Below are 20,165 nucleotides of genomic sequence, written 5' to 3' on the forward strand. Positions count from 1 at the left end.
CGGCCGCCTGAGCCCCTACGGGCGCCCGAGGGCTTCCCGCATCACGCTGTCATCGACGAGCGGCGCGAGCTCCGCGCGGGTACGCGGGGCGCGGCCTGTCTGCGCGGCGACCCAGGGCTCTTCTTCCTCGAGGACGTCCAGGATGTCGGGCACCAGCGTGCCCTGGAACCGCTCGTCCTCCCAGACCTGCTCCAGCACGGAGGGCTCGATGCCGATCGCGTCCGAGATCCTCGGCCAGACCGCTTCTGGGTTGGTGCGGTAGAGCTCCTGCGCGCTCGCGAGCGAGCGCACGAACTCGACGATACCGCGCCGCTCCTCGGGATCCGCGAGCTTCTCGGCGGTGCTGTGGAGGTTCACGATCTCGCGGTAGAGCGAGCGATCCTGGAACACGATGGCGTCGCTCCCGATCGCGTTCGCCGCGAGCTGGGTCGATGGCTCCCAGAGCGCGACGGCGTCCACGACGCCCTCCTCGAGCATGGCCGGCAAGGTGTTCGCCGCGCAGGGCGCGGCCATGCAGATGCCCCCGGAGACGACCGTGTAGTCGGCGTCGGTGAGGCCCACGGTGCCCAGGTACTTGTGGATGAAGTAGGCCGCGGAGGTGTTGGCGATCGAGCCGATCCGCTTGCCTCGCAGGTCCGCGAGCGAGCTGATCCCCGCCGCCCGGTTGGCCACGATGCGGTAGAACGTCTCCGTCACCGTGAAGATGATACGCAGGTCGGGGTGAGCCACCGATTGTCGTAGCGTCTGCGTCTCCGCGTTGGTGCCGAGATCGACGCTGGCGTCGTTGAGCAGGCCCACGATGCCGCCGGGCTCGACGGTCGCTTCACCGGGATAGAAGTCCTGGGCCGCGATCAGCGCAGGGGTGAACTCGATGGATGAGGTGTCGCTCGTGATGCTGAGCGCAGGAAACGAAGCTGCTCCGCCGTTCCCGCCGGCGCCGCCATTCCCGGCAGCGCCGCCATTCCCGCCCGCGCCCGCGTCCCTGCCGCCATTCCCGCCCGCGTCCCCGCCCGCGCCGCCATTCCCGCCCGCGCCGCCCTGGCCGGCGCTGCCGCTGCTCGCGTCGGCAGCACCAGGGCCCGCGCCGCCCGCGGACGCGCCCCCCGCGCCGCCAGCCATGAAACCACCCGTCGTGCCTGAGCCCGCCGTGGTGGCGTCCGCGCTGGAATCCGATTTGCCGTCACAAGCGATCAATCCGATCGCAGAGAAAAATATGAAACGGTGGAGAGCTCGCATCGTTCACGCCTCCTTCGGCCGGCGGCTTATAGCGCAATCTCCGGCCGCGGGCAGGGCTGCCCCTGTGAGCTCTCGAGTCGGTCCGACGCCACACCGCACTACCCCGGCGGACAGCGCACCTCCAGCTCGTATACAGCATGCGCCTCATGCAGCGTTTTCATATTGCCTCGATCGCGCCGCCCCGCGCGCCGCACAGCCACCCTGGCAAGAAATCGACGTTGCGTGTCGCGACACCGGTGACATCTTTCGCGACCACAAGATCGGAGTCATGATGAACATACTTGATATCCGGAGACACGCACGGCGGATTGCCTCGATCGCCTCGTTCATGAGCCTGATGCCCGCGGGGTGCATCGGCTCCGGCTCGGAGCCCACGGACGGCGCGGGCTCCAGCTCGGCGCGGGCGGCCGTCGCGGTGGACACGGCCGATCTACGCGAGGGCCTCCGCGTCCATGGCTCGGATGGATCCCTTGTGTCCGACGTCGCGCTCGGGGCCGAGTGCGATCGTCCGGGCACGGTCGCGCTCGTGGTGGACCAGGCGTTCCATGCGCCGCTTCAGGCGGAGCTCGCGCGCCTCTCCGACGACATCGAGGGAGAGCTCGATGTCTGCGTGGTGACCGAGCTCGTGGACACGTCCAGCACGACGGCCCGGCAGGTCCACGCGCGGCTCCAGGGCCTGCACCAGCAGGCGGGCCTGATCGGCAACCTCTTGATCGGCGACATTCCCTACGTGTGGCTCGGCGATCTGATCGTCGGCGGCGTGAACTACGCGCACATCACCGATGCGTTCTACGAGGTGCTCGACGATCAGTACTGGCAGGACCGCAACCACAACGGCACCTACGATCGAGGGGGCGACATCGTGTCCGGGCCCGAGAACGACGTCTCTTACGACGCGTTCACCGTCGACCGGCGGCGCCAGGTGTGGAGCGGCCGGCTCACGCCGCCGGCGGTGCTACCCTTGACCGAGCGGGTGGCGCAGCTCCGGGCGTACCTCGATCGCAACCACGCCTACCGCACCGGCGCGAAGAGCTACGGCTCCCGCGTGGTCTTCTACAACAGCCTCGGGCAGAACGGGGACCCCGGCGACGGAGAGCTCAGCCAGGCTCAGGTTCAGCAGCAGGCCAGCGACTTCTACTCGGCTGGCTGGTTGTTCACGCAGCCGCCGGCCCAGGGGCTGTCGACGGTCTCGTCGCCGGACATCGCCGCCCAGCGCCAGCTCTGGCTCTCGCGGCTGAACGAGACCAGCGAGTACGCCTTCGTGAACGTGCACGGCACGTCGAGCTCGCAATGGCTGGGGGGGTCGACGTACCTGAGCGGCAGCGATTACCAGGCGACGCCGCCGCGCGCGCTCCTGATCGATCTGCAATCATGCACCAACGGGCACTTCGCGGATCCGGACTACATGGGCGGCTGGCTCCTGTTCTCCGGCGAGACGCTCGCCGTGCGCGCCTACACGGATCTCGTCTTCGTCGCCGGGGATCCGACCCCCTCCCCGGAGCTCCAGCTGCTGGCCCACGGCCTCACGCTGGGCGAGGTCCGGCAGGCGACGACGCCGCTCAACATCGACGTGCTGCTCGGCGATCCGACGCTCCGGCTGCGCCCGCGCGGCACAGGCGGCGCCACGCTCGCGGTGAGCGAGCCGGAGCTGGTCTTCCCGCCGATCTCGTCGTACGCGGTCACCATTCCGCACGTCGCGGAGCGGTTCGTCACGCTGACGAATACAGGCTCGGCGCCGGTCAGCCTGTATTACCTCCAGGAGCAGTGGGCGTCGTGGGGCGGGCTCGGCGCCGTGCTCGAGCCGAGGTTCATGATCGACCCCGCCGACGTCGTCACCTTCCCGGTGACGCTGGCGCCCGGCCAGAGCCGACAGCTCCGCGTGTACTTCACGGCGGATGTCCCCCCCTATGCTGGAGACTACCGCTGGGAGGCCGTGTTCTACACCAGCAGCCCGACCCAACCGTTCGTCTCGTTCCGCGCCTCGCGGACGCTCTACTGAAAGGCTGTCAATGGCGTCGCGCCCCCGCCGCACCCTCGGGTCGGGGGCCCCCGCGGAGAGCGGCGCGGCGCCACGCAGGGGTGCGGAGCCGGACCGAGCGGCGACCCGCGCCAGAGAGACAGGAGCCAGCAACGCCGCCTCGAGCTTCCGGTCGCCTCTCGACCGGACACGCCTGCACGTGACAGGATGGCTCGGCATGGTCGACAAGACGGTTGACGAGACAGTATTCCAGGGCGGGGTGAACACCGTACGCCGGCGCGGGGACAGGGTCCACCGGCCGGCGACGGCGGCGGCGCCCGCCATCCACCGGCTGCTGCGGCACCTGCGGACAGCGGGGTTCGACGGGGCGCCGGAGCCGTTCGGCCACGACGACGAGGGGAACGAGGTGCTCTCGTACCTCGAGGGCGACGTGCACCCTGCGCTCCCCGCCGAGCTGCGGACTGACGATCTCCTGACGTCCGCCGGCGCCTTGCTCCGCCGCTTTCACGACGCGAGCGCGACGTTCGTCGCGGGGCCAGACGACCGGTGGGCGCTCCCGGCCCGGTCGCCAGCCGAGGTGATCTGTCACGGCGACATCGCGCCCTACAACTGTGTCTTCCGCGCCGGCCGCGTGGTGGGCTTCATCGACTTCGACACAGCGCACCCTGGCCCGCGCTTGTGGGACGTGGCATATGCGGTCTACCGGTTCGCGCCGCTGCACGCGCCGACCAACCCGGACAGCGCTGGCAGCCCGGAGGAGCAGGCGCGGCGGGCAGCCTGGTTCTGCCGGGCCTCCGGGCTCGAGCCCGGAGCCTTGTTGCTCGACACCGTGGTCGACCGGCTGGCGGCGCTCCTCGCGTCCATGCGCGCGCGGGCCGAGGCCGGCGATACGGCATCCCGGGCGCACATCGCCGCCGGCCACCCCGCGCTCTACGAAGAGGACATCCGCTATCTGGGAGCGGAGCGTGATCGGCTGCTGAGGGTCTTCGCCGCTCCCCCGAGCGGCCCGAGGTGACGGCCCCTCCTGGCGCGGTCAGCGGCCGCTCCGGTTCCGGTTCCGGTTCCGGCCGGATGCCTACACCAGCGCGTCTCCGGCGCTCGCCGCTTCAGCGCGACGGGAGCTGGATGGGCCGTGGATCGCTCTCGGTCCTTGGGCTTGCCGCGTCGACGCTGTCGACGCTTCTCGGCTGCACCTCGAGCGTTCGAGACGGCACCGAGGAAGATGGCGCGGGGGGCGCGCCGGAGGCGACGAGCGCTGGCACCGGGACGACGAGCGCTGGCACCGGGAACACGATGACGACCTGTGATGAGCGCTTGACCCAGGAAGACTGCGAAGCCCATGCATCGAGAGATGAAGGCTACATGTGCTCCTGGAAGCCGGTTCGCGTGACCGCCGACGAAGCATCCTGTGATGAGATCAGCGAGGAGCACCGCTGCCTCAGGCTGCCCCCTGGAGGTCCCGGCGCTTGCGCTGCGAGCCTGGAGTGTGGTCGAGACGACGGTCAGCATCTGCTCTACCGCCGCGTCGGAGGGACGATCGAGCTGCACCGCTTCGATGGCGTCTGTGGGTTCATCCCTACAGGCTGGGAGTATTGCAACTGGGACCCGGGAGGGACCCTCGTCCGTGGCCCTGCCTCGTGCGCGTGCTCATGTCCCTGACGTCTCGAGCCGCTCCAGAGATGACCCGGCGGCCCCGGTGCCAGCATCCCTCACGGCCGAGGCCGTGAGGGAGTGGGCGCGGCGCGGGATCACGGCTGAGGCCGCGGAGCCGAGGGCCGCCGCCGCCGCTGAGCCCGCGCTGGCGACGGCGGCGCTTGCGGTCGGCCCCTCCGGGCACCACAGGGCCGGCGAGGGAACGACCATGACAAGACACCAAGCCGAGACGCCGGACAAGCACCCGGCGGAGTACGAGAGCGACCTGAACCCGAACGCCATGGCGGGCCAGAACATCGGCGCGCCCTCGCCGGCGGACGACACGATGTCCGCCTTCGATCTCAAGGAGACGCGCATCCTGCTCCCCGAGCTCAACAACGAGGAGCTCAGGGCGCTGCGCATCGTCCGGCCGGGACGGCGCCTGGAGCAGAACGCGACGTACATCGACCTCAACGACCGCGAGCGGGGCGAGTTCACGGTGACCGGGGAGAAGGTGACCCGACCCGACGACCTGATCGCGCCCAAGAAGCACACGGACTACGAGCTGTGGAACCGGCTCCGTGGCCTGCACGGCGCGAGGCGCACCGGCACGGAACGGTGAACCGGCGAGATACCCCATCTCACCGCAGCGCGGCCAGCAGCGCTCCGTACCTCACCACAGCGCGGTGAGCTGCGCCCCGTACCTCACCGCGGCGCGGCCAGGATCGCTGCGCCCTGGATGCGGCGTTCCGGGGAAAGAGGGCCGTCGATCCCGGCGGGCCGGCCATGGCCTGCCCGCTCCCGTGGCAGCTTGAAGCCCGCCACGATGAGCCAGATGAACCCGGGGAAGCGCGTGAGCGGGATGAGGAACAGGGCCCCCGGGATGACGAGGCTCAGGGCGCTGAGCTCGCCGATCGCCGCCAGCACCAGGCCGGACACCGCCAGCCAGCGGGGCAGCAGCCTCATGATCAGCGCAGGGACGCAGATCCCCGCGAGGAGCAGGCCGAGCGGCACCGTGTAGCCGGGGCCCCCGACGGCGAAGATCAGGAAGTGCAGGCCGCGCGTGAGCGCCGCGTCCTCCGCGAGGCCAGGCTGCGCGAGCGACCACTGGATCAGCGCGGAGATCGCCATGGCCGTCGAGGAGGCCAGGCCGCCGAACCACGCGATCGACGGGCCAGCCGCGCTCGATCCGTGGAACCGCAGGCGGCTCACCATCGTGGCCGAGAGGACGCCGAGCGGTATCGCCGCGCAGAACTGCAGGAAGGCGCACAGGCGCACCCGGGCGCCGACGTCGCCCCGGAAATAGGCCACCACCTCCTCGGGCGTCTGCAGCGGAGACGGGAAGTGCGCCTCGCTCATGAGGAGCGTGACGGGCACGAGGCTCGCGAGGAAGAGCAGCATGAACACCGCCGCGACAGCGCCGGGGTTCGGACCCAGGTGGACGCTGCCGCTTGCCGCTTTCGGGTCGTTCAAGTCCGTCATAGGGTGCCTCCCGTGAGATCCAACGGGCTCGCCGGCGCTGCCCGATCTCCTGGCCCGCACCATCGCGGAAGCAGGGCGGCAGCTCCGGCTTGACCCTTCGGACCGACGCGACAACGTTAACACCATGAATCATTCATGTCGATAACTATCCGGGAGGCGCACGGATGAGCTCGGCGCGATCTTCCGACCCGTCCTCCGGCGCGGATCTGGCGTTCCTGCTGGCGCAGGTGGGGGCCCACGCGGCGGCGCAGTTCGCCGAGCGGCTGGCGCCGCTGCAGCTGCTGCCGCCGCACGCGGGCATCCTGCGCGCGATCGGCCAGTCGAACGGCATCAGCCAGGCCGCCCTGAGCGATCGGCTCGGCATGTTCCCGAGCCGGCTCGTCGTCCTGCTCGACGCGCTGGAGGAGCGCGGGCTCCTGGAGCGGCGGAGCAGCCCCGAGGACCGGCGCTCCTACGCGCTCCACCTCACCAGGGCCGGACAGGAGATGGTGCAGCGGATCGGGCGCGTCGCCCAGGAGCACCGGCAGGCGCTCTGCGCGGCGCTCGACGACGCGGAGCAGGCGCAGCTCGCGGCCCTCCTCCGGCGGATCGCGGCCGAGCAGGAGCTCACGGCCGGCGTCCACCCGGGGTACCGCAAGCTCGGCAAGGGCAAAGGAGGACCGGACGGCTGAGCGCCAGCGTCGCGCCGCACCCCTCGCGGACCTGGGGCAACGCAGGTACCGCTCAGGCCGTGGCGGCGGCGGCCTCGGCGGTCCGGGTCGAAGTATACTCGGCCGAGGGCACACCAACGGCGCTGGAGGCTGGGACGAGAAGGAGCACGAGCATGGCAGAATGGAGAGCCTGCGCTCGTCGCGCTCACGAGCGATATCATCGGATATGCGGAGAAGCTCACGCTCCACGCGGTCGCGGGGCCACCCACATCGCACCTTGAGCTCCTCCGCGCGCCGAACACACCACGTTGTCATCCCGCGCAGAGTCCGCTCGTCGGCATGGCCCGGCTCGCGACGCGTCGATTTCGCTCGACGCAGCCGCGGCCGATCGGCGTAGCGTTGCATCATGACCCTGCGACGCGATCATGTCCTCTCCTGCACAACGCTCCTGATCATCGCATGTGGACTGGCCGGCTGCGGCAAGGCCTCGACGCCGCGCTCGGCGGCCGCGCCCGACGCAGCCGCCGCGCCCGAGCCGTTCACGCTCCGGCGATCGGCGGACGACATCATCCTGGCGGCGAAGCTGCCGCCCGAGACCGCGCCTCGCGCGTCGCTCGAGATCCACCGCCTCGACGCCCACGCCGTGTGCAACGCGGCGCAGGCGCGCCTCTCGGCCAGCGTGAACGTCAACGCGAGCGCGGACGCGGGGCCGAGCGCGCTCACCCTGTCGAGCCTCGTCATCGGCGGCCTCGGGCTCGCGGGCGGCGTCGCTACCACGGTGCTGGCCGCGGGCCTCGAGGCGCCGCAGGTCCCGGCGGGCACGCCGTCGCTCCCTGACGCCGAGCCGCCGGACGTGGAGGGCAAGACAGGGGTGATCGTCGTCGGCGTCGTCACCGGCGTCGTCGTCGTGGGGGCGGTGGTGGGCACGCTCCTGCTGGTCGGAGGCGACGACGACGACGACGACCAGCGCAAGCACAAGCTCGGCCTCGACGCCGGCGGCCCGGGCATGCGGGGGCTCCGCGACGCCATCCGCGGCTTCGAGGCCGCGTGCCCGGACGAGCCGGCCGAGGACGCCCTCGCCGCGTGCATCGACAGGGCGCGCGCCCTCCGCAAGACCTGCGCTGCCCAGCTCCAGTGACCAGGGCGCCGCGGGCGACCTCGTCACGCAGGACCTGCGCGGCCCAGGTCCAGTGACCAGGGCGCCGCGGGCGACCTCGACCGCGGGTCCGGCGTACCCTACCACCGACAACGCGTCGCGGATCGCCTGCAGCACGCCGTGGCGACGCGGCGCGCTCTCGGACGGCCCTGCGTCACGTCCGGCGGGATACGAAACCCAGACAGCAGCCCGCCGCGCCGCCCCCCAGAACCAGCACCCACACACGTCGAAGGGACAAGATGAAGCGCATACACCTGTTCGAGCTCGAGGACTTCGGCTGGTTTCCAGGCTGGCTGCGGGCCTGCATGACGCGCCTGCTCGTGACCATGCACAAGCTCATGGGCTCGAGCGAGGAGCTGGCCGAGCTGCTCGCCCGGGCCCTGAAGGAGTCGCGCGCGTCCAGCATCATCGACCTGTGCTCCGGGAACGGGGGGCCGATGCTCGACGTCATCCGGCACCTGAACGAGAAGCCCGGGCTCGAGCACGTCCAGCTGACGCTGACGGACCTCTACCCCAACGAGGAAGCGGCGCGGAGCATCAACGGCCAGGAGGGGAGCAACGTCGCCTACTGGCTCAAGCCGGTCGACGCGACCAAGGTCGACGGCGAGACGGCGGGGCTCAGGACCATGGTCAGCAGCTTCCACCACATGAAGCCGGACGGCGCGAGGAAGATCCTCGAGTCGGCGCAGAAGAGCAGGCAGCCCATCTGCATCTTCGAGATCAGCGACAACAGCTATCCCAGCTTCCTCTGGTGGACCGCGCTGCCGTTCAGCTTCGCGATGTGCTTTCTCATCACCCCCATGGCGAGGCCCATGACCGCGCGGCAGCTCATCTTCACCTACCTCATCCCGATCATCCCCCTGTGCTTCGCGTGGGACGGAGCCGTCTCGAACGCGAGGACGTACACGCTCGACGACATGGATGAGCTGCTGAGAGGGCTCGGCGACGAGGGCTACAGGTGGGAGAAGGGCGTGATCAGCGGCAGGGGCAAGAAGCTCTATCTGCTCGGCATGCCGACCGAGGGAGCCGGCTCCGGCGGCTGAGCTTCCGCAGCGCGCGGCGCTCCGGCGCGGCTCAGCCCTCGGCGAGGGCCCCCGGAGCGAGCGCCTGAGCTGGCACCATCGCATCGCGCCAGGGGCTACTGGATCGGCTGGTCGATGTAGCGGCCTGCATACCCGCTCGGCACGCTCACGGGCCCGCTGACCGGCAAGAACGTCCCGGAAGGCACGATGTTGACGGCGACAGCGCCGCTGGGGAGGACCTGATACCAGGTGAGCCGGGTGAGGCCGCTCGAGCTCTTCGCGATGCGCAGGTAGACGTTGTCATTCTGGTAGAGGGATCCGCCGCTCACCGGGTCCGTCGTGAACGACGACCAGGTCACATCCCTGGGCAACGCGAACGTCTGACCGCCGCTCTGCGAAGGCGGGGAGCTGTCGCCATCGGTGTAAGAGAACACGAGCTTCTTGGTCCCGAGCGCCGGGAGAGCCGCCGTGTCCACGTACCAGTACTCGGTCGCCGCGCTGTACTGTCCGACATTCGAGCCGCCGATGACCAGCGCTCTCGCGAGCGGATCGCCGCCGAGGGTCAGCGTGAAGAGCCGCCAGGCCTTGACGCTCGGATCGAGCTGCGGTGAGGCCACCTCGCCGACATCCTCGGCGTCGCCTTCGTACGTCGCATAGCAGCCGGCCGTGAACAGCGAAGAACACACGAATGCGCCGAGCAGAGATGACCGCCATTGCATGAGCTGGTCTCCTTGGTTGTAAAAATGAGCCTCGATCCAGCGCCGCGTTCGTCCTGCCTCGGCGGCGCCGGCCGAGAAATACTCGTATAGAGGAGACCTGAACCACGCTCGAGCGAGAGCAGGAAACGCACACCGGCGCCCCGTGGGCCGATGACAACACCGGATTGCTAGAGCGACAAACGGGTTGAAACCCCGAGAAAAAGCAGGAATTCTACAGGGAGGCGAGGAGGCGGAGAGCGAGAGACGGAGAGATTCTTTTTTTCTTCCTCCCCGCCTCCCCGCCTCCCTGTGAAAATTCTCCGGGTTTCAACATGATTGATTGGTGTTCTAGCTAGAGCGCGGCGTGGCCATCCATGTCGAAGCGCGCGATCAGGGCGCGGCGCTGGCAGGCGCGGCCTTCGCGTGCCGCCCGAGCTCCCGGAGGTAGCGCTCCCGCTCCTCGGCGAAGGCGCGCGCGATGGCGGGGCGCTCCAGGAGGCGCGCGTGGTACGCGGCGAGCGCCGGCCACCTCTTCAGGTCGATGGGCGTGACCGAGGACCAGTTGAGGATCGTGAAGAGGTACGCATCCGCCACCGAGAAGCGGTCGAGCAGGAACTCCCGCGCGGCGAGCCGCTCGGCCACCCAGCCGAGGCGCGCGTCGGCCTTTGCGAGCGCGTACGCCTTCACCTCGGCCGGCGCCGCCTTGTCGAGGAGCGGCATGTAAAGGGCCTTGTGGAGCTCGGTCCCGATGAACGAGAGCCACTGCTGGAGCCGCGCCCGGCCGAGCGGATCGCGCGGCGCGAGCTCCGCCTGCGGGAACCGGTCGGCGATGAGCTGAAGGATCGCCGCGTTCTCGGTGACGACCTCGCCGCCCTCGATCTCGATCTCGAGCGCGGGCACGAGGCCGAGCGGGTGAATCGCGCGATAATCGGCGCCGGCCTCGGTCCTCTTCGTCTTCGCGTCGACCTCGATGAACGAGGCGTCCGCGCCGGCCTCGTAGAGCGCGATGCGCGCGGAGAGAGAGCATGCGAGCGGTGAGAAATAGAGCTTCATGAAGACCTCCTGACGGCGACGAAAATGCCTCTCGCGGCCCTGTGCGTCCAACGCATCGTCGTGATAGCCTCGATGCGTGCCACGCATAGCCACTTCGCCTTCGCCTTCTTCGCCGCCGTCGTTTGGGCCCCGGCCCCAGCTCGAGATCCGCGACCTGGAGCTCGTCCTCGCGCTGGCGGCCGCCGGCACCACGGCGGGCGCCGCGGCGGCGGTGCACATCACGCAGTCCGCCGTGAGCCGGGCGCTCACCCAGGCCGAGGAGCGGGTCGGCGCGCGCCTGTTCGAGCGCACCGCGCGCGGGGTCACGCCGACGGCCGCGGGGGAGCGGCTCATCGCGGGGGCCGGGCTCGTGCTCGCGCAGCTCCGGGAGCTCGAGCGGGAGGTCGCGGCGCCGGCCGCCGCGACGACGCGCGTCCGCCTCGTGTGCGAGTGCTACACGGCCTACCGCTGGCTACCCTCGGCCATGGCGAACCTCCGGCGCAGGCTGCCCCGGCTCGAGGTCGACCTCGCGGTGGAGCACACCCAGGACCCGGTCGGCGCGCTCGCCCGGGGCGACATCGACGTCGCGCTGCTCACCACTGCCCCCCTGCCCGGCGACCGCGAGGCGCGCGGCGCGCTCGTGGAGCGGCCGCTCTTCTCGGACGAGGTCGTCTTCGTCGTCTCGACCTCGCACCCGCTCGCCGGGCGGGGCTCGATCACGCGCGACCACCTCCGGAGGAGCCCGCTCATCACGTCGAACACGCCGCCCGCCGAGGCGCGCTGGTTCATGACGACCGTCTTCGGGCGCCAGAAGCCCAGGCTCGAGTTCCTGCGCTTCCCGCTCACGGAGGCCGTGATCGACGCGGCGCGCGCCGGCATGGGGATCGCGGTCCTCTCGGAGTGGATGGCGGACGGGTACCTCGGCGGCGGCGACCTCGCGGTCAAGCGGCTGTCATCCGGCGCGCTGCGACGTCCCTGGCGGATCGCCTACCGGCGCGAGGCGGTCGACGCGGCGGAGCGCCTCGTCACCGCGCTCGAGAGCTCGGCGCCGCGGCTCCAGCGGCGCGCCGGGTGAGGCGCCCCACCGTCGTCAGCGCGCGGCGGCCGCCTGCAAAAAAAGTCGGCCGGCGTGTCGATCGCGCGGGCCCTCGTTCGTCGTGCCTGCAGAGGGCGAGGGCTCCCCCCGGCCGAGGCCGCCCCGGAGCCCAGCTACCCGCCAGAAGGAGACACGACGATGCGGTTCATGATGCTGATGATCCCGAGGGGATACGAGAGCGCAACGCCGGGCACCATGCCGGACGCCGAGGCCATCGCCTCGATGATGAAGTACAACGAGTCGCTGCAGAAGGCGGGCGTCCTGCTCGCGCTCGACGGCCTCCACCCGCCCTCGATGGGCGCGCGCGTCTCGTTCCCCGGCGGGAAGCCCCAGGTGACCGACGGGCCCTTCGCCGAGGCGAAGGAGGTGCTCGGCGGCTACTGGATGATCCAGGTGAAGTCGAAGGAGGAGGCGATCGCCTGGGCGTCGCGCTGCCCCGCCTCGGACGACGCGGTGATCGAGGTCCGCCAGGTGCAGGAGATCTCGGACTTCCCCGCCGAGGTCCATCAGGCCGCGCCCGGGCTCGCCGAGATCCTGCGACAGGCCGAGCCGGGCGGGGCGCCGTAGCGCGCCGTCGCGGGTCGGTCTGCGTCCGGATCACCGGCGTCAGCGTCGCCCGGCGGCCACCCCGCCGCGCGTCCGGGTCAGTCGAGGCCGGTGTTCTCCGGCGTGCCCAGCATCAGATTCATGTTCTGCACCGCCGCGCCGGAGGCGCCTTTGCCGAGGTTGTCCAGCCGCGCCACGAGCAGGATCTGGTCCGGGCTGCCGAACACGAACACGTCGAGTCGGTTCGTGTCGTTGCACCCGAGCGCGCTCAGGTAGCCCTCGTCCAGCGCGCCCTGGCCGCCGAGCGGCATCACGCGGACGAACGGCTCGCCGGCGTAATAGGACGCGTAGAGCTCGTGGACCGCCGCCGGCGTCGCCGGCTGGCTGAGGGCGTCCGCGAACAGGGGCACCGAGACGAGCATGCCCTTGTAGAAGTCGCCGATGACCGGCTCGAAGAAGGGCGCCCGGTCGAGGCCGGCGAGCGCGCGCATCTCCGGCAGGTGCTTGTGCTGCAGGGTGAGCGCGTACGGGCGCGGGCCGCGGAGCTGCTCGCGGCGGGCCGCGTCGGCCTGCTCGTAGGCCTGGATCGTCTTGCGCCCGCCGCCGCTGTAGCCGGTGAGCGAGTGGGCGACGACGCGGGCGTCCCGGGGCAGGAGGCCGCGCGCGACGAGCGGGACCACGAGGGCGAGGAACCCGGTCGCGTGACACCCGGGCACGGCGACCCGCCGCGCGCTCCGGATGGCGTCGCGCTGACCGGGGCGGAGCTCCGGGAAGCCGTACACCCAGCCGTCGGCGGTGCGGTGCGCGGTGCTCGGATCGACGACGCGCGTCCTCGGGTTCTCGATGAGCCCGATGGACTCACGGGCAGCGTCGTCGGGGAGGCACGTGATGAGGACATCCGCCTCGTTGATCAGGGCGCGGCGCGCCGCCGGGTCCTTGCGCCGCTCCGGGTCGATCTCGAGCAGCTGGAGGTCGCGGCGGCCTTGCAGCCGGTCGCGGATCTGGAGCCCTGTCGTCCCTTCCTGTCCGTCGATGAACACCCGATGCATGGTGGTCCCTTCCATACGCCGGGCGCGCCCCCGGGACCAGCGCCTCGCGCGGCCCGGGGGGCCCTCCGCGGGCCCTCAGGCCTCGCGCGGGCTCATGCGCGTGTCCTTCAGCATCACGTCGTGCACGCCGCCCTCGTGGATGCTGACCGCCGAGGCGACGGTCAGGCGCGCGCGCATGTACAGCTCGCGCAGCGAGAGGGCGCCGCAGTTGCACATCGTCGAGCGCACCTTGGCGAGCGTGACGTCGAGGTTGTCCTTCAGCTTGCCGGCGTACGGCACGTAGCTGTCGACCCCCTCCTCGAACTCGAGCTGATCCTTCTTCTTGCTGGCGTCGCCGTGGTCGTAGCGCTGCCAGTTGCGCGCGCGGTTGCTCCCCTCGCCCCAGTACTCCTTCATGAACTGGTTGTTCACGCGGACCTTGCGCCCGGGCGCCTCGTCGAAGCGCGCGAAGTAGCGGCCCATCATGACGAAGTCGGCGCCCATCGCGAGCGCGATCGTGATGTGGTAGTCCTGGCTGATGCCGCCGTCGGAGCAGATCGGCACGTAGATACCGGTCTTCTGGAAGTACTCGTCGCGCGCCTTGGCCACCTCGATCACCGCCGACGCCTGGCCGCGGCCGATGCCCTTCTGCTCGCGCGTGATGCAGATCGAGCCGCCGCCGATGCCGACCTTGACGAAGTCGGCGCCGGCCTCGACGAGGTAGAGGAACCCCTCGCGATCGACCACGTTGCCAGCGCCGATGAAGCCGTGCTTGTAGGTCGACTTCACGTACTCGATGGTGTCGCGCTGCCACTCCGAATAGCCGTCCGACGAGTCGATGCAGAGCACGTCGGCGCCCGCCTCCATCAGCGCCGGCACGCGCTCCTTGTGGTCGCGCGAGTTGATGCCGGCCCCGACGATCAGCCGCTTTTCGCGATCGACGTTCTCGAGCGGGTGCGCCTGGTGCGACTCGTAGTCCTTGCGGAACACGAGGTATTGCAGGTGCTGCCGCTCGTCGATCACGGGCAGGGTGTTGAGCTTGTGTCGCCAGATGAGCTCGTTGGCCTCCTGCAGATCGAGGCCGACCTTGCCGCAGTGGATCGACTTGAACGGCGTCATGATCTCGCGCACCGGCGTGCTCAGCGGCGTCTTGCCGATGCGGTAATCGCGGCTCGTGATGATGCCGAGGAACCTGCCCGCCGGCGTGCCGTCCTCGGTGATCGCGATCGTGGAGTGGCCGGTGCGATCGGTCAGCGCGAGCACGTCTGCCAGCGTCGCTTCCGGGCGCAGGTTCGAGTCGCTGACGACGAACCCGGCCTTGTAGTTCTTCACGCGCCGCACCATCGCGGCTTCCTCTTCGATGCCCTGCGAGCCGTACACGAACGACAGACCGCCGCAGCGCGCGAGCGCGATCGCGAGCTCGGCGCCCGACACCGACTGCATGAGCGCGCTGGTGACGGGCACGCTGATCGTGAGCGGCGCCTGCCTCGGGTCTGGCGGGCTCGCGCTCGGATCGGCCCTGAACCTCACCACGGGGGCCGTGAGGTCGACATTGGCAGGGACGCAGTCCTTGGTCGTCAGGTTCGGGACGAGCAGGTACTCGCCAAACGTCCTGCTCGGCTCATCGTAGATGAATGCCATGTCGGCTACTAGTGCGGGCTCCCCGGCCTGTCAACGCGACCGGGCGGCCCACGCGCGGCGCTGCTCGGCTCCGGGTCCGCGGTCCACGCTTTCCCACGCTTCCAGCCGACCGTCCTTCTCGGCTTCAGTCTCGGCTTCAGCGCCGCGCGCCGCCTGCCGCTCGCCGCGGGGAGGCGGGCGCCGCGCAGCGATCCGAGTGACACGGCCGACACGCCCCCCCGGGCGCTCCCCGCGCGCCCGGGCCATGACCATCTGGATCAGCCCCAGCGTCCAGCACATCGGGCAGCCGCGCAGCGCCACGAGCGCGACGGGCAGCAGCGCGAGCGCCGCCCAGGGGGACGTCGGCGCGAGGAGCGCCGAGGCCATGAGGGCCCCGAGGCCGAGCAGCCCCCGGGCGACGTGCTCCACGAGGCTCTGGCTCGCGAACATGGGCCTCAGCCTCCTCCCCGCGCCGGCCGCGCCCGCTGCGCGCGGGGCGCGCCCTCCCGCCGGAGGATCTCCTCCCGCACGAGCTGCCGCGCCCGGTGGAGCCGGCTCTTCATGGCCGCCTCGCCGAGCCCGAGCGCCTGGCACACCTCCTCGCCCGTCATCCCCTCGACGTCGCGCAGCACGAGCACCTCCCGGTAGGGCCGGTCCAGCGCGGCGATCGCCTCGTGCACGGCGCGCACGAGCCGCCAGCGCTCGAGCGCCGCGTGCGGGTCGAGCTCGGCCGAGGGCGCCGCGTCGGCATCGTCCATCCGCGCCCCGAGGTGCGCGCGCTCCCGCGCGAACGGGCGCAGCATGCGCAGGCACGCGTTCCGCACCACCGTCATGAGCCACGAGAGGACGCCGGGGTCGCGCGCCACATCCGGGCGGCGCGCGAGCTTCGTGAAGGCCTCCTGGACCGCGTCGTCCGCGTCGAAAGCGTCGCGGCACGCGCGCAGCCCGAAGCGGTACACGCGGTCGTGGTAGGCGCGGACGAGCAGCTCGAGCGCGCCGTCGTCGCCGCGCGCCGCCGCCGCCGCCGCCGCCGTGAGGACCGTATCGTGTAAGGTCGAAGCGTCCATCGAGCGCCTCAGCCCCGCGGGAGCGGGCAGGTCGACCTGCCCATCAGAGCATACCCGAGGCACGTGCCCGAGAGCGCCGTGAACAGCAGGTACACGCCCGCGGCCCCGAACGCGGCCAGGCGCGCCGCGAGCGGCAGCGGCGCCGCCCAGGCGCACGCCAGCAGGGCCAGCGCCCCCAGACCACGGAACAGGCGATCCATCTTCCCCAGATTGCGTTTCATGCGCTCCTCCATCTCTCGCCCGGAGAAGCCCCGGCGCGGAGCGAAGGATTCAGGAAATCGTCACCGGCGCGAGGCGCGCTCCCCGACCGGACGAGGCACGGGCGGCGCTCGGCGAGGTGACCGACGCGCGCCGACACTCGTCCACGACCGGCACGAACCCAGCCTCGACCCTCGTGCGCTCCCCCCATCGGCTCGGCCGACCGCGCTCGAACATCCTATTTTACAAACATCGATGGTCAATCGAGACGATGGAGCAAACATGGATCTTCGCTCGGACATGTCGAGTTCAGAGCGGTTCCGACCTTCACGAACGGGGGTGGAGTGCTAGCATCGCCGCATGGCCGATGATCTCAGCAAGGACATGCAGCTCCTCGATCGCGATCTCGTCGCCGTGCGGCGCGACCTGCACCGGCACCCCGAGCTCGGCTACAACGAGGTGCGCACGTCGCAGATCGTCGCGGAGCGCCTGCGCAAGCTCGGCCTGTCCGTGCGCACGGGCGTGGCCGGGACGGGCGTCATCGCCGACCTCGCGGGCGAGCGCCCCGGCGGCACTTTGCTGCTGCGCGCCGACATGGATGCGCTCCCCGTCGTGGAGCAGTCAGGGCATGACTTCCCGTCCGAGACGCGGGGCGTGATGCACGCGTGCGGCCACGACGCCCACGTGAGCGCGCTCCTCGGCGCGGCCGAGCTGCTCTCGGCGCGCAGGGACCGCATCGCCGGCAGGGTCCGCTTCCTCTTCCAGCCCGCGGAGGAGCTCGCCGGCGGCGCGCTGCAGATGATCGAGGCGGGCGTGCTCGACGGCGTCGATCAGGCGCTCGGCGCGCACGTGTTCTCGCCGCTCCCGTTCGGCGTGGTGGCGACGCGGACCGGGCCGTTCTTCGCGGGGATCGACGCCTTCGAGATCGTCGTCGTCGGCAAGGCGGGGCACGGCGGGCTGCCGCACATGTCGGTCGATCCGATCTACGCCGCGGCGCAGGTCGTGACCGCGCTCCAGTCGATCGTCTCGCGCGAGACGAAGCCGGGCGAGCCGGTCGTCGTGAGCATCTCGGCCATCTCCGGCGGCAGCGCGGCCAACGTCGTCGTGGAGCGCGTGACGCTGCAGGGGACGGTGCGCTGGTTCTCGCAGGCGAACCGGGAGCACGCGCTCGAGCGCATCCAGGAGATCGCCTCGGGCGTGTGCTCGGCCCTGCGCGCCGCGTGCGAGTTCAGGGTGGTGTCGAGCTCGCCTGTCATGACCAACGCCGCCGCGCCCGTGGACCTCGTCACGGCCGCGGCGCGGGCGACGGAGCGCGCCGAGGTCGTGGATCCCGGCCCGCTGACGGTCAGCGAGGACTTCTCGGAGTTCACGGATCGCGTCCCGGGCTGCCTCTTCACCGTCGGCGCCGGCGGGCCCACCGCGGCGCCGCACCATCACCACGCCTTCGATCTCGACGAGCGCGCGATCGGGCTCATCGCGGAGATCTTCGCCCGCGCCGCGCTCACCGCGCTCCGGCCGGAGTGACGCGGCCGCGGCCGGGCTCGGCCAGCGCGGCGCCGGGGTGAGCCCGGCGAACCGGGTGCCGGGGTGAGCCCGGCCCTCGTCGCGGCGCGGGGCGCCGCGGCGGACGGCGACACGCGCGCGCTCGTCGGGGCATGCTGGGCGGCATGCTGGGCGGCATGCTGGCGGGCGCGATGACGAAGACGCTGCGGACCCTGCTCACGTCGTACGGCTTCACGCTGCTCCTGCTCGCGTCGATCGCCGCCGGCGCGGGGCTCGGCCTCGCGCTGGGCGAGCGGGCCGCGGCGCTCAAGCCGCTCGGCGATCTCTTCCTCAACCTGCTGTTCACCCTCATCGTGCCGTTGATCTTCTTCTCCATCTCCTCGGCGGTGGCGGGCATGAGCAGCCTGCGGCGCCTCGGCCGCATCGTGACCGCGATGCTGGGCGTCTTCGTCGCGACAGGCCTCGTCGCGTCGGTGCTGATGCTCGTCGCGGTGAAGCTGTACCCGCCCGCGGCGGGGCTCGAGGTGGCGCTGCCTGGGCGGCCGGAGGTCGCGCCGGTCAGCCTGGGGGACCAGCTGGTGGGCGCCGTCAGCGTCGCGGACTTCGGCGAGCTGCTCTCCCGCAAGAACGTGCTGCCGCTGATCGTGCTCGCGTTCCTCGTCGGGCTGGGGACCACGGCGGCCGGCGAGCGCGGCCAGCCCTTCGCGCGGCTGCTCGCCTCGGCGAACGAGGTGATGCTCCGGGTGGTCGACCTCGTGATGTACTACGCGCCGATCGGCCTCGGCGCTTACTTCGCGCACCTGGTGGGGACCTTCGGCCCGACGCTGCTGTCGTCGTACGTCCGCGCGCTCGGGCTCTTCTACCCGCTCGCGGTCGCGTACTTCTTCATCGCCTTCACGCTGTACGCGTGGCTCGCCGGCCGCGGGCGCGGGGTGAGGGCGTTCTGGCGGAACATCCCGGCGCCCGCGCTCACCGCCCTCGCCACCTCGAGCAGCATGGCGACGATCCCCTCGAACATCGAGGCGGCGCGGCGCGCCGGGGTGCCCGACGACATCGCCGAGGTGGTCATCCCGATCGGCGCGACCATCCACATGGAGGGCTCGTGCCTCTCGGCGGTGCTCAAGGTGGCGCTGCTCTTCGGGCTCTTCGGCCGCGAGCTCGCCGGGGCGGACACCTACCTCGCCGTGGTGGGGGTCGCGATCCTCAGCGGCACGGTGATGAGCGGCATCCCCGGCGGGGGGTTCATCGGCGAGCTGGTGATCGTCTCGCTGTTCGGGTTCCCGATCGAGGCGCTGCCGATCATCTCCACCGTCGGGGCGCTCGTGGATCCGCCAGCAACGCTGGTCAACGCGGTCGGCGACAACGTGAGCTGCATGGCGGTGGCCCGCCTCCTGGACGGCCCGCGCTGGGGCGAGCGGAAGGCGGGCGAGGCGCCGGCGGGGCCGGAGACGGCCGCGGGCGCCTGAGCCGTCAGCTCCGGATCACCAGCCGGAGCCCTTGTCCTCGCCGAGCGCGCCGCCGATCAGGCCGGCGGCGCCGCCCACCGCCGCGCCGCCGGCGCCGCCCAGAAGCCCTCCGACGAAGGCGCCCTTGGCAGCGCCTCCGGCAACATCGCCCTCCGTCGAGGACTCCCTCGTTTCCTTCTCGGCGGCCGGGGGCGGCTGCTGCGGCGCGGGGGTCTTCGCGGGCGGAGTCTTCTTCTGCTTTTTCATGGCGAAGATGACTGCAAGAGCCGCACCAGCCTGGCGGCAGAGCGGCTCAGCCTGGACGGTTGCGCATGAAGTCCGCCACCTCGCCGAAGCGCTCGTCGAGGAGGCCGTAAAGCGGCGCTGGCACGGCGAGCTCGGTCATCGCCGCGCGCATGCAGCGCAGCCAGGCGTCGCGCATTGCCACATCGACAGGGACGCGGCCGTGGCGCATTCGCAGCCGCGGGTGGCCGTGGGCCGCGATGTAGTCCTGAGGGCCGCCGAGCCAGCCGATCAAGAAGAGCGCGAAGCGGTCGCGGCTCTCCCGGGAGACCTGGCCGTTCTCGTCGCAGAGGTGGAGGCGAGCGAGCGCCGGCTCGTCGCGGGCCATGAGGTCGTAGAAGCGCTCGACCAGCCGGCGTACGGCCGGCTCGCCGCCCAGCAAGGCGAAGGGGGTCTCGGACGGCTCGGCCATCGGCACGCCGTCTAGCGGATCTGCCGCGGCGTCGTCAACGTGGGCCGGGTCGTCCGCTCTG

The 20,165-nt window shown here is 71.2% G+C and carries 21 protein-coding genes; 10 read left to right on the forward strand and 11 right to left on the reverse strand.

Annotated elements, in window-relative coordinates:
* Positions 1-15: 15 nt before the first annotated feature.
* Positions 16-1,119 (reverse strand): ABC transporter substrate-binding protein, encoded by a 1,104-nt coding sequence (locus WME89_RS32115; RefSeq protein WP_438003481.1) that lies wholly within the window; start codon positions 1,117-1,119, stop codon positions 16-18.
* Positions 1,120-1,504: 385 nt separating this feature from the next.
* Here WME89_RS32115 and WME89_RS32120 point away from each other — a divergent pair, with 385 nt between their 5' ends.
* From WME89_RS32120 to WME89_RS32130, 3 genes are all read left to right on the forward strand, one after another.
* Entirely contained in the window at positions 1,505-3,235 is a 1,731-nt protein-coding gene (locus WME89_RS32120; RefSeq protein ID WP_438003482.1) for a hypothetical protein, read from the forward strand.
* A gap of 196 nt (positions 3,236-3,431) precedes the next feature.
* On the forward strand, positions 3,432-4,229 hold the full coding sequence (locus tag WME89_RS32125; protein WP_438003483.1) for a phosphotransferase enzyme family protein: 798 nt from the start codon (positions 3,432-3,434) through the stop codon (positions 4,227-4,229).
* A gap of 846 nt (positions 4,230-5,075) precedes the next feature.
* Positions 5,076-5,468 carry a hypothetical protein gene (locus WME89_RS32130; protein WP_437661728.1) on the forward strand — a complete coding sequence of 131 codons (393 nt, stop codon included), beginning with the start codon at positions 5,076-5,078 and terminating at the stop codon, positions 5,466-5,468.
* A gap of 83 nt (positions 5,469-5,551) precedes the next feature.
* On the opposite strand, the gene WME89_RS32135 is transcribed toward WME89_RS32130, so the two are convergent.
* On the reverse strand, positions 5,552-6,319 hold the full coding sequence (locus tag WME89_RS32135; RefSeq protein ID WP_438003484.1) for a hypothetical protein: 768 nt from the start codon (positions 6,317-6,319) through the stop codon (positions 5,552-5,554).
* A gap of 173 nt (positions 6,320-6,492) precedes the next feature.
* On the opposite strand from WME89_RS32135, the gene WME89_RS32140 reads away from it, so the two are divergent.
* The 3 genes from WME89_RS32140 to WME89_RS32150 all read left to right on the forward strand — a co-directional run bounded on the left by WME89_RS32140 (position 6,493) and on the right by WME89_RS32150 (position 9,177).
* A complete protein-coding gene (locus WME89_RS32140) occupies positions 6,493-6,999 on the forward strand; it encodes a MarR family winged helix-turn-helix transcriptional regulator (RefSeq protein WP_438003485.1) in 507 nt (168 codons plus the stop codon).
* A gap of 385 nt (positions 7,000-7,384) precedes the next feature.
* A complete protein-coding gene (locus WME89_RS32145) occupies positions 7,385-8,116 on the forward strand; it encodes a transcriptional regulator (protein ID WP_438003486.1) in 732 nt (243 codons plus the stop codon).
* Between the two features lie 257 nt (positions 8,117-8,373).
* Positions 8,374-9,177, forward strand: a complete 804-nt coding sequence (locus tag WME89_RS32150; RefSeq protein WP_438003487.1) for a hypothetical protein — start codon at positions 8,374-8,376, stop codon at positions 9,175-9,177.
* Positions 9,178-9,272: 95 nt separating this feature from the next.
* On the opposite strand, the gene WME89_RS32155 is transcribed toward WME89_RS32150, so the two are convergent.
* Complete coding sequence (locus tag WME89_RS32155) at positions 9,273-9,875, reverse strand: hypothetical protein (protein WP_438003488.1); 603 nt, start codon at positions 9,873-9,875, stop codon at positions 9,273-9,275.
* 369 nt (positions 9,876-10,244) lie between these two features.
* Complete coding sequence (locus WME89_RS32160; protein ID WP_438003489.1) at positions 10,245-10,907, reverse strand: glutathione binding-like protein; 663 nt, start codon at positions 10,905-10,907, stop codon at positions 10,245-10,247.
* A 76-nt stretch (positions 10,908-10,983) separates the two neighbouring features.
* On the opposite strand from WME89_RS32160, the gene WME89_RS32165 reads away from it, so the two are divergent.
* Positions 10,984-11,961, forward strand: a complete 978-nt coding sequence (locus WME89_RS32165) for a LysR family transcriptional regulator (protein WP_438003490.1) — start codon at positions 10,984-10,986, stop codon at positions 11,959-11,961.
* Positions 11,962-12,120: 159 nt separating this feature from the next.
* Positions 12,121-12,549, forward strand: a complete 429-nt coding sequence (locus tag WME89_RS32170; protein ID WP_438003491.1) for a YciI family protein — start codon at positions 12,121-12,123, stop codon at positions 12,547-12,549.
* Between the two features lie 77 nt (positions 12,550-12,626).
* Here the strand turns inward: WME89_RS32170 and argC are convergent, their stop codons facing one another.
* From argC to WME89_RS32195, 5 genes are all read right to left on the reverse strand, one after another.
* Entirely contained in the window at positions 12,627-13,577 is a 951-nt protein-coding gene (gene argC / locus WME89_RS32175) for an N-acetyl-gamma-glutamyl-phosphate reductase (RefSeq protein ID WP_438003492.1), read from the reverse strand.
* A gap of 75 nt (positions 13,578-13,652) precedes the next feature.
* Positions 13,653-15,197, reverse strand: a complete 1,545-nt coding sequence (locus tag WME89_RS32180) for an IMP dehydrogenase (protein WP_438003493.1) — start codon at positions 15,195-15,197, stop codon at positions 13,653-13,655.
* 30 nt (positions 15,198-15,227) lie between these two features.
* The gene (locus WME89_RS32185; protein WP_438003494.1) at positions 15,228-15,626 is read right to left on the reverse strand and encodes a hypothetical protein; all 399 of its coding nucleotides are present in this window, start codon (positions 15,624-15,626) and stop codon (positions 15,228-15,230) included.
* A 5-nt stretch (positions 15,627-15,631) separates the two neighbouring features.
* Positions 15,632-16,243 carry an RNA polymerase sigma factor gene (locus WME89_RS32190; protein WP_438003495.1) on the reverse strand — a complete coding sequence of 204 codons (612 nt, stop codon included), beginning with the start codon at positions 16,241-16,243 and terminating at the stop codon, positions 15,632-15,634.
* A gap of 8 nt (positions 16,244-16,251) precedes the next feature.
* Positions 16,252-16,464, reverse strand: coding sequence for a YgaP-like transmembrane domain (locus WME89_RS32195; protein ID WP_438003496.1), 213 nt, complete (start codon positions 16,462-16,464; stop codon positions 16,252-16,254).
* Positions 16,465-16,801: 337 nt separating this feature from the next.
* On the opposite strand from WME89_RS32195, the gene WME89_RS32200 reads away from it, so the two are divergent.
* Together WME89_RS32200 and WME89_RS32205 are read left to right on the forward strand one after the other, a co-directional pair.
* A complete protein-coding gene (locus tag WME89_RS32200) occupies positions 16,802-17,965 on the forward strand; it encodes a M20 metallopeptidase family protein (protein WP_438003497.1) in 1,164 nt (387 codons plus the stop codon).
* 143 nt (positions 17,966-18,108) lie between these two features.
* A complete protein-coding gene (locus tag WME89_RS32205; protein WP_438003498.1) occupies positions 18,109-19,410 on the forward strand; it encodes a dicarboxylate/amino acid:cation symporter in 1,302 nt (433 codons plus the stop codon).
* Positions 19,411-19,425: 15 nt separating this feature from the next.
* On the opposite strand, the gene WME89_RS32210 is transcribed toward WME89_RS32205, so the two are convergent.
* Together WME89_RS32210 and WME89_RS32215 are read right to left on the reverse strand one after the other, a co-directional pair.
* Positions 19,426-19,656: a hypothetical protein gene (locus WME89_RS32210; RefSeq protein WP_437618395.1), complete on the reverse strand. Its 231-nt coding sequence runs from the start codon at positions 19,654-19,656 to the stop codon at positions 19,426-19,428.
* A gap of 46 nt (positions 19,657-19,702) precedes the next feature.
* Positions 19,703-20,104 (reverse strand): group II truncated hemoglobin, encoded by a 402-nt coding sequence (locus WME89_RS32215; protein ID WP_438003499.1) that lies wholly within the window; start codon positions 20,102-20,104, stop codon positions 19,703-19,705.
* Positions 20,105-20,165 lie beyond the last annotated feature (61 nt).

Origin of the sequence: Sorangium sp. So ce321 (assembly GCF_051530195.1) — a bacterium.
GTDB lineage: Bacteria > Myxococcota_A > Polyangia > Polyangiales > Polyangiaceae > Sorangium.